The 11,497-nt window shown below is 66.3% G+C and carries 8 protein-coding genes and 1 tRNA gene; 7 read left to right on the forward strand and 2 right to left on the reverse strand.

Features of this window, described 5'->3' with window-relative positions; all coding sequences use genetic code 11:
* Window positions 1-2: 2 nt before the first annotated feature.
* On the reverse strand, window positions 3-1,703 hold the full coding sequence (locus tag ACCQ05_RS12310) for a ShlB/FhaC/HecB family hemolysin secretion/activation protein (RefSeq protein WP_372390529.1): 1,701 nt from the start codon (window positions 1,701-1,703) through the stop codon (window positions 3-5).
* Window positions 1,704-2,422: 719 nt separating this feature from the next.
* Between ACCQ05_RS12310 and pgaA the strand changes: the two genes are divergently transcribed.
* From pgaA to pgaD, 4 genes are read left to right on the forward strand one after another with little or no spacing between them, the layout of a single operon-like run.
* Window positions 2,423-4,381 carry a poly-beta-1,6 N-acetyl-D-glucosamine export porin PgaA gene (gene pgaA / locus ACCQ05_RS12315; protein WP_372394069.1) on the forward strand — a complete coding sequence of 653 codons (1,959 nt, stop codon included), beginning with the start codon at window positions 2,423-2,425 and terminating at the stop codon, window positions 4,379-4,381.
* Window positions 4,363-6,261, forward strand: a complete 1,899-nt coding sequence (pgaB, locus tag ACCQ05_RS12320) for a poly-beta-1,6-N-acetyl-D-glucosamine N-deacetylase PgaB (RefSeq protein ID WP_372390532.1) — start codon at window positions 4,363-4,365, stop codon at window positions 6,259-6,261. Before pgaA ends, pgaB begins: the two co-directional genes overlap by 19 nt.
* Window positions 6,262-6,264: 3 nt before the next feature.
* A complete protein-coding gene (gene pgaC, locus ACCQ05_RS12325) occupies window positions 6,265-7,518 on the forward strand; it encodes a poly-beta-1,6-N-acetyl-D-glucosamine synthase (RefSeq protein ID WP_372390534.1) in 1,254 nt (417 codons plus the stop codon).
* On the forward strand, window positions 7,515-7,961 hold the full coding sequence (gene pgaD, locus ACCQ05_RS12330; RefSeq protein WP_372390537.1) for a poly-beta-1,6-N-acetyl-D-glucosamine biosynthesis protein PgaD: 447 nt from the start codon (window positions 7,515-7,517) through the stop codon (window positions 7,959-7,961). Before pgaC ends, pgaD begins: the two co-directional genes overlap by 4 nt.
* Before the next feature lie 380 nt (window positions 7,962-8,341).
* On the opposite strand, the gene ACCQ05_RS12335 is transcribed toward pgaD, so the two are convergent.
* Window positions 8,342-8,418, reverse strand: a tRNA-Arg gene (locus ACCQ05_RS12335).
* Between the two features lie 134 nt (window positions 8,419-8,552).
* On the opposite strand from ACCQ05_RS12335, the gene amaB reads away from it, so the two are divergent.
* The 3 genes from amaB to ACCQ05_RS12350 all read left to right on the forward strand — a co-directional run bounded on the left by amaB (window position 8,553) and on the right by ACCQ05_RS12350 (window position 11,494).
* Window positions 8,553-10,085: an L-piperidine-6-carboxylate dehydrogenase gene (gene amaB / locus ACCQ05_RS12340; protein WP_372390540.1), complete on the forward strand. Its 1,533-nt coding sequence runs from the start codon at window positions 8,553-8,555 to the stop codon at window positions 10,083-10,085.
* A gap of 354 nt (window positions 10,086-10,439) precedes the next feature.
* Window positions 10,440-10,724 (forward strand): DUF4190 domain-containing protein, encoded by a 285-nt coding sequence (locus tag ACCQ05_RS12345; protein WP_228961504.1) that lies wholly within the window; start codon window positions 10,440-10,442, stop codon window positions 10,722-10,724.
* A 2-nt stretch (window positions 10,725-10,726) separates the two neighbouring features.
* Entirely contained in the window at window positions 10,727-11,494 is a 768-nt protein-coding gene (locus ACCQ05_RS12350) for a class I SAM-dependent methyltransferase (RefSeq protein ID WP_372390543.1), read from the forward strand.
* The last annotated feature ends 3 nt before the right edge of the window (window positions 11,495-11,497 follow it).

The following is an 11,497-nucleotide window of genomic DNA, read 5'->3' on the forward strand; positions in this document are numbered from 1 at the left end:
TGTCAGAACTGGTAGATCACCCGCGCGCCATAGGCTGGCTGCGCGCTTCCAAAACCTTCAGGCCGGTGGATGGCCCAACCGGCGAACGCATCGAGGCTGGCGCCGAACCATCCGCCGCGCAGGCCCACCGCACCACCCACCAGGCTGCGCCCGCGCAGCCCGCTCGCACTGGTGCCATCGATACGGCCGGCGTCTAGGCCCAGGTAGGGCGTCAGCCCGATCCGCTGTACCGGAAAGCTCAAGGTATTGCGCCAGTACGCGCCCTTCTCTGCACCCAAGGTGGCTTCACCGTCGAAGCCACGCACGCTGTAGCGGCCGCCGATGGTGACGAATTCCGAGCCAAGCAATAGTTCGCCGGCGGTCTGCGCACGCAGGCTGCTCTCCCACGCCATCGGTACCGGGCCAAGCTTGAACGGCAGCGCAGTGCTGATGTCCAGAGTGGTGACGCCATAACGGAAGGTCGGAAAGCCGATCTGTGGGTCGTATCCGGTCCACTGGCTATTGAACCAGGGCGTTCCGCGCCGATGGGCGATACGCGCATCCAGCTGCATGGCGCCGAGATAGCGGCGATGCGTGAAGTAGAACTCCGCGCTACTGGTATCGCGCCGCTGGATTCCGATCTCCACGCCATCCAGATAGCTGCGTGCGCGGCGCCGGCCGATGGTCACGCCGGCCGAGGTCTTGCTGGTGCCGTCACGGTGCAGCACGCGCTGGATATCCAGCTGGGCGTTGCTGGATCGGCCGCTGGACTGGAACGTCTGCAGGAAGCCATCCACGCGCTGGTGGTACCGATACGACGATGCCGACAATGCAACTGTCCACCATCCCCAGGGCAGGCTGTAGCTCAGGCTGTTGCCGCGGGTCCCGCGCTCTTCGTCGCGCGTGGCCAGATCGTGGCTGTAGCCCACGCTGAGCAGATCGTTGAGCCCCAGCGGATTGTCCAGCGACAGATCCAGCCCACCCTGCACGCGGCCGGTGGCTTCCACACCCGAATCTTCTGCGTTGACCACGCCGCGCCAGCGCCGGCCGTGCTGCAGCGTGATCACCAGATCCGACTCGCCCGGCGCTTGCCCTGGCGCGATATCGATCTTGGCGTCCTGCGATGGCAGGCGCTTGAACTGCTCTACCGCCTGCTCGATCGCACGCAGATCCAGCAGATCGCCGCTGCGCAGCGGCAAGGCCGTTTTCCAGTGCGCGCCATCGGTATCGGAAACCACGCGCACCGCACGCAGGCGTCCGGGCATCAATTCAAAACGCAGTTCTCCATGCGACAGATCCTGCTCGGGCACACCAATACGCGTGGTGACAAACCCACGTGCCACCAAGTGATCCAGTGCACGGCGGCGAATGATGTCGATCCCCGCACGTCCGACGCAGCGGCCCTCGTAACGACGCAACGATTTCCACAGCCAGGCAAAGCGGTCTGCCGCGTCGCCCGCGCCGGACAGGCGCACGCGCGCGATGGCAAAGCACAGCTCTTCCTTGGGCAATGCGGTGCTACGTGCGTCCACGCGCTCGGCATCCTCGCGCGGGCCGGCGAAGGGCGCCTGGCGCTCCTGCTCCTGCCTGCGCTGGATCTCTTCGGCCTGGCGCAGCTGTTCCTGCCGATCCAGGCTGGACGGCGCCGTTTGTTGGGCAGCGGCCAGCCCGGCGACCGCCCATAGGCAAGCCGCCAGCGCCAACGGCGCCGATCGCATCCACATCTGTCATGCCCCCTGTGCAACACGTTCACGCCTTGACGTGCCGTTGCTCGCACCGCCGCGCCTGGCCGCCAAGACGGCGACGCAACCTGTGAGCGCGGCGAGTGCTGCGGGACTTTGCGGTAGCGTTAACAGAACGTCAACGCTCGCTGTAGGGGCCACCCTGTAAGAAAAGTCCGACAATCAAGCTAATGTGATGGAAGTCACCAAAATAGCTGAGCACGCTTGCAGGAACGTCGGCGCGTGCCGCCGGTTCAGGACGACTTGTTGCCGGTAATTTCGGCCAATGCGCAGACTAAATGCAGATTCAAGCAATGCCTTTTGAGACATAACAACGCCCGCACGAGGCGCGTTGTTGGCGGAGTGCACGGCTGCATCTGCCAGCATCGTCGGGAGCGTTCGTGCGGTCGCCAACGACTGCGGCCACGCGAGCGCCATACTCCAACGGCAAGCAGTGTCAACCGACGAACATCTCATCGACATCGTGACGACGTCATTTTTACAAAGGTATACGCAGTATCGCCGCTCTTCATAGCCGGGATCGCTAGTGACTTCTTCTCCCCACACGCTCGCACAAGCACGTGCAACGCGGTCGCCCTGACCTCACAGGCGCGCTCACTCCTCTGCTTGGCCTAGCGTTGTTTGCCGCATGTGCGCCTCAGGCGCGCAGTGGCGAAGTGCGGCCTGCGGATGTGACTGACGCCTCCATCGCCCTCACGCCCATGCAACAGGCCGAGCAATTGCGCGGCCAGCAGCGCTATGCGGATGCATTGGCCATCTACGAGCGGGTCTTGCGTGCAGACCCGCGCGACAAGGGCGCCTATACGATGCGTGCGCTCACGCTCGGCGACCTGGGAAGCGCGCAGCTTGCCGCCGAAGCGGTCTGGCTCCACCCAGACTGGTTCTCGCAACAGGAACGCGACCGCCTCGAAAACGATCGCGTCGCTCGCATGATCGGCTGGGCCGGTGCCGAACCGGTCGACGCAGCGCACCGTTATGCGGAGACCGATCAGGCATTGGCCAACGTGGCGCGTATCGAAGGCGGCGCACCGCCGCAGGTCGCCAGCGAAGCGAGGCGGTTGCGCGTCGATCGCCTGATCGCGCTCAACCAGCGCCAGCGCCATCGCGATGTGGTGGCCGGGTACCAGGCGTTGCGTGCGCAGGGCATCGACATCCCGACGTATGTGCTTGCGACGGTGGGCGATTCGCTGATGGGACTGCGCCGCCCTGCCGAGGCCGAGACCGTCCTGCGGCAGGCGCTGCAGCACAACCCTAACGATTTCAACACGCAGGTCCTGCTTGGCTACGCCTTGCTCGAACAGGAGCGCTTCGATGAAGCGCTACCGCTGTTCGAACGACTGGCTGCCACGCAGGCACCCTGGCCGCGTCGAGCGGGCGCCACCAGCGGTTACGAGAATTGGGACCGCTTCAGCGCCGACATCGCGCTCGCCACTGCGCGTTCTGCGGCCAACGACAATCGCAACGCCGAACGCCTGTTGCGCGAGCGCGTGGCCATCGGTCCGGACAATGCCGAACTGCAGGCCGCGCTGGCCTCGATCCAGGCGCGGCGCGGGCACACCACCCAGGCCCTGCAGCGCAATCGGATTGCATTGACGCTGGACCCGCACCAGAAACAGGCACGCAGCGGCATGGTCGAAACCCAGCGCGACCTGGATCGGCTGGATCTGGCCGACGCGCAGTTCACGGACCTGCGTGACGAGTATCCCGACGATGTCGGCCTGCAACGGTTGGGGGCATCGCTGCAGCGCCAGCGTGGCTGGCAGGTGCATCTGAGCCAGGCCTGGGGCCGCAGCGAGAACGACAACCGCGCCACGGCGATCTCGCCGCTCGGCAATCGTTTCGGCAGCACCTTGCTGGAAGCCGAGTCGCCCCTGCTCGGCGAGCGCTGGCGTGTCGGCCTGCGTGCCCGCGACGACTGGGCCGACTTTCAGGACACCCGCGTGCGCTACCGCAGCTTCTGGCTGGGGACGCATTACCGCTACGACCGCCTGGATGTCAGCGCCTACGGCGGCCGCGCCCTGGACGATTTCGACCGTGATGGCACCGCATGGGCACTGGACGCGGGATGGCGCTTTTCCGATGCGTGGTATGGCAGCGTTGCCTGGCGCACCCGCGACCCGGAGGCCTCGTTGCAGGCACGTCGCCTGGGCATCACCGCCGACAGCATCGGCGCCACCGCGCGCTGGACACCCAGCGATGAACGCCGCTGGGAACTGCAGGCGCGGCAATTGCGCTACAGCGATGGCAACCGGCGCGACCAAGTCGATCTCTCCGGCAGCCAGCGCCTGTGGGCCAGCCCGCATGTCCTGATCGATGGCCTGTTCGCCGCATCGGTCGGGCGCGCAGAAGACGACCGCGTTGTCGACTACTTCAATCCACGTCGCAGCGCAGGCGTGGCAGCGGGCGCGCGGATCGAACAGATCGGCTGGCGCCGCTACGACGACGCTTTTCGCCAGCGTCTGGAAGTCACCGCCGGCCCGACTTATCAATCCGGCTTCGGCAGCCAATGGGTGCCAGCGGTTGCCTATCGGCATCTGTGGTCGCTCGGCGATGGCAGCGCACTGACCTATGGGGTGAGCTGGTCGCGCCCGGTCTATGACGGCCGCCGCGAACACCAACTTGGACTGGACCTGGATTTCCGATGGGGAGGTACGCCGTGATCCGCCTGCCGCTGTTGCTGCTCGCGCTGCTGCTGACGACGTTTGCGTCATCGGCGCATGCGGGTCTGCTGGTGCTCAGCTACCACGATATCCGCGACGACGTCGCGGCCAAGGGCGACCCGGATAGATACGCGGTGTCCACCAGCAACTTCGCGGCGCACCTGGACTGGTTGCGCTCGCACGCGTACCACCCGGTGAGCGTGCAGCAGGTGCTGGACGCGCGCGCCGGGCGGCGCCCCCTGCCTTCGCGGCCGGTGTTGCTCACCTTCGACGACGGTCTGCGCAGCGTCTATACGCGGGTGTTTCCGCTGCTGCAGGCCTATGGCTATCCTGCGCTGGTTGCGCCGGTGACCAGCTGGGTCGAACTGCCTGCGGGCAAGGTCGTGCCCTATGGCCCGCGCGATTTCACCCGCGACGACTTCGTCACCTGGGCACAGTTGCGCGAGATGCAGGACAGCGGCCTGGTGGAAATCGGCTCGCACAGCGACGACCTGCACAAGGGCATTGCCGGCAACCCGTTCGGCAACCAGACGCCGGCCGCGGTGACGCGCCAATGGCATGCCGATCGCGGCTACGAGAGCGAGGCGGACTATCGCCAGCGCATCGAAACCGATCTGCGCCACAGCCGCGATGCCATCGTGGCGCACCTGGGCAAACCACCGCGGGCGATGGTGTGGCCCTATGCCGCCTACAACCGCGCCAGCAATGCGATCGCCGCGCAGCTCGGCATGACGCTGAGTTTCGACCTGGAAGGCCGCTCGCACGAAGCCGATATCGGCCAGCAGGGACGCGACCGCGTGGATGGGCAATCGCTGGCCAGCCTCGGCCGCCTGTTGCTGTTCAACAACCCCGATGTGCGCGACCTGGCCGGCGAACTGCGCCGCGATCTGTCGCGCGATGGCCTGCGCGCGATCCAGGTCGATCTGGACTACGTCTACGATCCGGACCCGGCACAGCTGGCACGCAACCTCGACATCCTGGTCCAGCGCATCAAGGACATCGGACCCAGCCATGTGTTCCTGCAGGCCTTCGCCGATCCGGATGGGGATGGCGCAGCCGATGCGCTGTATTTCCCCAACCGGCATCTGCCGATGCGCGCGGACCTGTTCGGACGTGTCGCCTGGCAGTTGCGCACCCGCGCCGGCGTGCGGGTGTTTGCGTGGTTGCCGGTGCTCGGCTTCCACCTGCCCGATGCGCAGCAACAGGCCGCATTGCAGATCCGCGGCAACGATCCCAAGGACGTGCCGCGCCTGGACCCCGGCAACCCACGCACGCGCGCCCTGGTGGCCGATGTCTATGAAGACCTTGCCGCCAATGCCTACTTCGAAGGGCTGCTCTTCCACGACGATGCCTACCTGCGCGACGACGAGCTGCCCGCCTATGGCAATGGCGATCCCGCCAGACGTACCCAGGCACTGATCGGCTTCACCCAGCAGCTGAAGACCGCTGCCGAACGCTGGCGCCCCAAGCTGGTGACGGTGCGCAACCTGTTCGCACAACCGGTGCTGGAACCGCATAGCGAAGCCTGGTTCGCACAACGGCTGGACGCGTTCACCGCCGCGTACGACTACACCGCGTTGATGGCGATGCCGTACATGGAAAACGCCGACGACCCGCAGCAATGGTTAACGCAGCTGGCCAGGCGCGTCGGCGAAAAGCCGCAAGGTTTCGACAAGACCATCTTTGAACTGCAGACCGTCGACTGGCGCACCGGCAAGCCGCTGGCCGACGGCGTACTGCTTGCGCACAGCCAGTTGCTGCTCGCCGCAGGCGTGCGCCACCTGGCGTATTACCCGGACGATTTCATCGGCGGCCATCCGTCGTTGCCCGAAGCCCGCGAGGCCATCTCGGCTCGCCAATTCCCCTATATCGAGCGATGACCGATGACGACCAGCCTGTTACTGGCCGCCCTGTTCAACTTCGCGTTCTTCTACCCGATCATCATGGCGTTCTTCTGGATGATCGGTGGCATCTACTACTACCTGCGGCGCGAGCGCGGCACGCCCGGCCCGTCCAAGCCGCCACCGATGGCCAGCGAACCGTTCGTGTCGCTGCTGATGCCCTGCTACAACGAGGCCAAGCACGTTGCCGAAACCATCGCGGCCATGAGCGCGCAGCGCTATGCGGATTACGAGATCATCGCGATCAACGATGGCAGCACCGACCGCACGGCCGAGGTGCTGGAGGACCTCACCCATCAGTATCCACGCCTGCGCGTGGTCCATCTCGAGCAGAACCACGGCAAGGCCAACGCGCTGCGCGTCGGCACGCTGGCGGCGCGCTCGGACTACCTGGTGTGCGTGGATGCCGACGCCATTCTCGACCCCAATGCCACCCGCTGGATGGTGGGCCACCTGGTGGCCGGCCCACGCGTGGGCGGCGTCACCGGCAACCCGCGGGTGCGCAATCGCACCACTTTGATGGGCCGCATGCAGGTGGGCGAATTCTCTGCCATCGTCGGCCTGATCAAGCGCGCGCAACGCGTCTACGGCCGCTTGTTCACGGTGTCTGGCGTGATCTGCGCGTTCCGCCGCTCGGCCCTGCACCACGTCGGCTTCTGGTCCGACAACATGGTCACCGAAGACATCGACATCTCCTGGCGGCTGCAGCTGGACGGCTGGGACATCCGCTACGAGCCCAACGCGCTGTGCTGGATCCTGATGCCGGAAACCTTTCGCGGCCTGTGGATGCAACGGCTGCGCTGGGCGCGTGGCGGCGTGGAAGTACTGCTGAGCCATGGACGGCGCGCAATCAGCTGGCGCAGCCGGCGGATGTGGGCGGTGCTGCTGGAGTACGCGCTGAGCCTGATCTGGGCCTACGTGATGCTGCTCATCATCGTGCTGTGGGCGCTGGGCAAGTTCATCGCCATGCCGCCCGCGTTGTATGTGGACACCATCCTGCCGCGCTGGCATGGACTGGTGCTGGCGGTGGTCTGCCTGCTGCAGTTCGGCACCAGCCTGCTGATCGAGCGACGCTACGAAAAAGGCCTGGCACGCCAGTTCTTCTGGGTGATCTGGTACCCGGCCGCCTTCTGGATGATCGGCATGTTCACCGCCGTCATCGCCTTCCCCCGCGCCCTCATCGCCCGCCGCAACACGCGCGCGCGATGGAAGAGTCCCGACCGAGGAATCCAATGACACCGCCCATCATCAACCTACCGCAACGCCTTGGCCGCTCGCGCCGCCTCGCCTACGGCGCCGCCACCGCCGGCGCCTGGATGGTCTACTTCTATCTGTGGGCACCGCTGGCCACGCTGATCGCCTGGTTCTTGGGCCTGCGCAGCGCCTATACGGAACTCTATCTGCAGCACAACGCACTGGACCCCTTCGCCCTGGGCGCGCTGCCGGTCATCGCGCTGATGGCCGCCATCACCACGGTCGGCTGGGCGGAATACAACCGCCTGCGCTTCGCCAATGCCGACAAGCGCAAGCGCCCGCGTACCGTGGCCGAACCCGAGGTCGATAAGCGCCTGGGCGCCCCCGAACAACTCGGCCCCCTGCTCCGCCACAGCCGCATTTCCACAGTCTCGATGGACAAGTTCGCAAAACCGGTCGCGGTGCGGGTGGTGCGGCATCGGTGAGTGCGTCGTCGACGCAGCCGCACGCCCCATGAGGCGCTCGGACCTTTCCCGGTCATCAATGCCTTCAAAACGCGACATCGCGCTGGCAGACACGCCCAGGCCGCGCATCTGGTGCAGCCGCTTCAGGCCGGAGGTGCAACGCGTCACCTTTGCGCGCCGCACCCTTCTGGACGCTGCGCATCGAGTCATCGAGATCCGGCGGCGAACTTCAACATGGCCAGGCGCCAGGGAATCTACCGAGAGTCCGCCCTTCCGGGACTGGGCTCCCGGTTGACCGGGAAACGATCTGCAGCGGTGCACTGTCGCCGAACGATCTTGGCAACGACCGAGTCGTTCAGACTCGCTACGACGTTGTGGCCTGCACCACTTGATACCGACAATGGTGACCCCGGCCCGATTCGAACGGGCGACCTTCCCCTTAGGAGGGGGACGCTCTATCCAGCTGAGCTACGGGGCCAAGGGCGGCATTGTCGCATGTTCAGCCAGCTTGCCAAGTCGGCTGGGGTGGGTGGAGCCTGCTAAAATCGCCGGCTACCCGTGTCGCTGCCGGCCTTGGCCGCTGCGCGACCGCCACTGCTTCCAGGAGATTCCATGTCCGCTGACCTGCTCAAGGCGCTCGATCTCGCCGCGTCCAATTCCGGCACCTACCTTGGCGAGGCGACCTGGTCGCAGGCCACCGGTGCCGGTGTGCTGCAGCCGCTCAATCCGACCACCAACGCGGTCATCGCCGATGTGCAGGCGACCACGCCGGAAGACTACGAGCTGATCGTCCAGCGCGCCCAGGCGGCCTTCAAGGTGTGGCGGACCACGCCGGCGCCGCGCCGCGGCGAGGCGGTGCGCCTGTGTGGCGAGGCGCTGCGCGCGCACAAGGATGCGCTCGGTTCGCTGGTGGCACTGGAAATGGGCAAGAGCAAGCCTGAAGGCGATGGCGAAGTGCAGGAGATGATCGACATCGCCGATTTCGCCGTGGGCCAGAGCCGCATGCTCTACGGCTACACCATGCATTCGGAGCGCCCCGGCCACCGCATGTACGAGCAGTACCAGCCGCTGGGCCTGGTGGGCATCATCAGCGCGTTCAACTTCCCGGTGGCGGTGTGGGCGTGGAATGCGTTTTTGGCGGCGATCTGCGGCGATATCTGTATCTGGAAGCCGTCCAACAAGACCCCTCTGACCGCGATCGCGACGATGAAGATCTGCAACGCGGCGCTGAAGGATGCCGGCTTCCCGGACATCTTCTTCCTGATCAACGATGCCGGCACCGCCCTGTCGGAAAAGCTGGTCGAAGACACCCGCATCCCGCTGATCAGCTTCACCGGTTCCACCCAGATCGGCCGGGTGGTCGCCGAAAAGGTCGCCCACCGCCTGGGCCGCTGCCTGCTCGAGCTGGGTGGCAACAACGCCATCATCCTGGACGAAACCGCCGACCTGAAGCTGGCGATTCCCGGCATCGTGTTCGGTGCGGTCGGCACCGCCGGCCAGCGCTGCACCACCACACGCCGGCTGATCGTGCACGACTCCATCTACGACACCGTGCTGGCCACGCTGGTCAAGGCGTACAAGCAGCTCGACAGCAAGATCGGCGACCCGACCGACCCGGCCAACCTGATGGGCCCGCTCAACAGCCGCGGCGCGGTGGAGCAGTTCCTGGCCTCCATCGCCAAGGCCAAGGCGTCCGGCGGCACCGTGGAGATCGGCGGCACCGCCATCGATCGCCCGGGCAACTTCGTGCTGCCGGCGATCGTCACCGGGCTGCAGAACAGCGACGCAGTGGTGCAGCACGAAACCTTCGCGCCGATCCTGTACGTGATGAAATACAGCACGCTGGACGAGGCGATCGACCTGCAGAACGGCGTGCCGCAGGGCCTGTCGTCGTCGATCTTCACCCAGAACCTCAAGGCGGCCGAGAAGTTCCTGTCGGCCGCTGGCAGCGATTGCGGCATCGCCAACGTCAACATCGGCACCTCGGGTGCGGAGATCGGCGGCGCGTTCGGTGGCGAGAAGGACACCGGCGGTGGCCGCGAATCCGGCTCGGATGCATGGAAGGTCTACATGCGCCGCCAGACCAACACCATCAACTACTCCGATTCGCTGCCGCTGGCCCAGGGCATCAAGTTCGATCTTTGATGGATGGACCGCGCGCCGGACACTGCGCCGGCGCGTGGGCTTGCCTGCGGAGCGCGCAAAGGCCCGCCTTGCGCCGCCGCGCTGTGGGGATACTGCGGCACCGAGCACTGGTGCCAATGGCGAAGCAGGCCACCGGAACCGGTTGCTGCAGACGGTCACTGGCCCTGCCCGGCCACGCGTGAGGCCTAGGGCCACGCGCCCGCAACGCGCCAACGCCGCCTGCGGCAGCCTTTCAAACCGCTTGAATCCGGCCATCGGCCACGGTTCGCCCCAACCGGCACGCCTTTTGGCCGGCCGCTCTGGGATAATCGGGCTACGCCAGCCGCCGGCTGCGGGCCCTTCTAGGAGTTCATGATGAACGTTGTCGTTCGACAGACCAGCGCCATGGCCATCGTCAGCCTGGTGGCCGGCATTCTCGGCTGGACGTTGATTCCCTTCCTCGGCAGCGTCTGCGCCATCATCACCGGCCACCTGGCGCGCGCGGAAATCCGCCGCAATCCGCAGGGGCTGGATGGCGACGGGCTGGCGATCGGCGGCCTGATCCTGGGCTGGCTGGCGGTGGCGCTGTGGGTGCTGGGCATTGCGGTTTTCATTCTTTTCTTTGGCGGCATGGCGTGGCTGGCGGCCGCCAACAGTTGAGCATGGCCGCGCCCTCCTCGGCCCAGCGTTTCAACGACCGGGTCGCGGCATATGTGCGCTACCGGCCAAGCTACCCGCCGCAACTGCTGCGCTGGTTGCACGACGACCTGGGCGTCACCCCCGCCGTGCCCGTGGCCGATATAGGTGCTGGCACCGGCATCTCCAGCCGCCTGTTGTTGGAGGCCGGCTACACGGTCACCGCCGTGGAACCGAACCCGGCCATGCGCGCCGCCGCGCAGCAATGGCTGGCGGAATTCGGCAGCTTCCAGGCCATCGAGGGCACCGCCGAGGCCACCGGGCTGGCCGATGCCAGCGTTGGCCTGGTGTCGGCCGCGCAGGCCTTCCACTGGTTCGACACCGAGGCCGTACGCCGCGAGTGGGCACGTATCCTGCAGCCCGGCGGCCTGGCGGTGGTGTACTGGAACTCGCGCGAACTGGACTCCACTGCGTTCCTGCGCGGCTACGAACAGCTGCTGCTGGACTACGGCACCGACTATTCGGCGGTGGCAGAACGCTACCAGGACGATGCGACCATGCAGGCCTGGTTCGGCGATGGATTCCGGGCGATGGCACGCTTTCCCAATGTCCAGCGGCTGGATTTCGACGCCTTGCGTGGCCGCCTGCTCTCCTCCTCGTATGCGCCGCTGGCGCACGATGCGCGGCATGCGCCGATGCTGGCCGCGCTGCGCGCCCTGTTCGACGCGTACGCGCACGACGGGGTGATCGACTTTCATTACCAGACCCGCATTTTCGCCGGGAGTTTGAACTGACCC

Origin of the sequence: Xanthomonas sp. NCPPB 3582 (genome assembly GCF_041475735.2) — a bacterium.
Classification (GTDB): Bacteria; Pseudomonadota; Gammaproteobacteria; order Xanthomonadales; family Xanthomonadaceae; genus Xanthomonas; species Xanthomonas codiaei.

Bases quoted from the DNA above. Each gene is read 5' to 3' on its own strand.
- ACCQ05_RS12310 (WP_372390529.1), bottom strand. From the start codon at position 1,703: ATGTGGATGCGATCGGCGCCGTTGGCGCTGGCGGCTTGCCTATGGGCG.
- pgaA (WP_372394069.1), top strand. From the start codon at position 2,423: ATGCAACAGGCCGAGCAATTGCGCGGCCAGCAGCGCTATGCGGATGCA.
- pgaB (WP_372390532.1), top strand. From the start codon at position 4,363: ATGGGGAGGTACGCCGTGATCCGCCTGCCGCTGTTGCTGCTCGCGCTG.
- pgaC (WP_372390534.1), top strand. From the start codon at position 6,265: ATGACGACCAGCCTGTTACTGGCCGCCCTGTTCAACTTCGCGTTCTTC.
- pgaD (WP_372390537.1), top strand. From the start codon at position 7,515: ATGACACCGCCCATCATCAACCTACCGCAACGCCTTGGCCGCTCGCGC.
- amaB (WP_372390540.1), top strand. From the start codon at position 8,553: ATGTCCGCTGACCTGCTCAAGGCGCTCGATCTCGCCGCGTCCAATTCC.
- ACCQ05_RS12345 (WP_228961504.1), top strand. From the start codon at position 10,440: ATGAACGTTGTCGTTCGACAGACCAGCGCCATGGCCATCGTCAGCCTG.
- ACCQ05_RS12350 (WP_372390543.1), top strand. From the start codon at position 10,727: ATGGCCGCGCCCTCCTCGGCCCAGCGTTTCAACGACCGGGTCGCGGCA.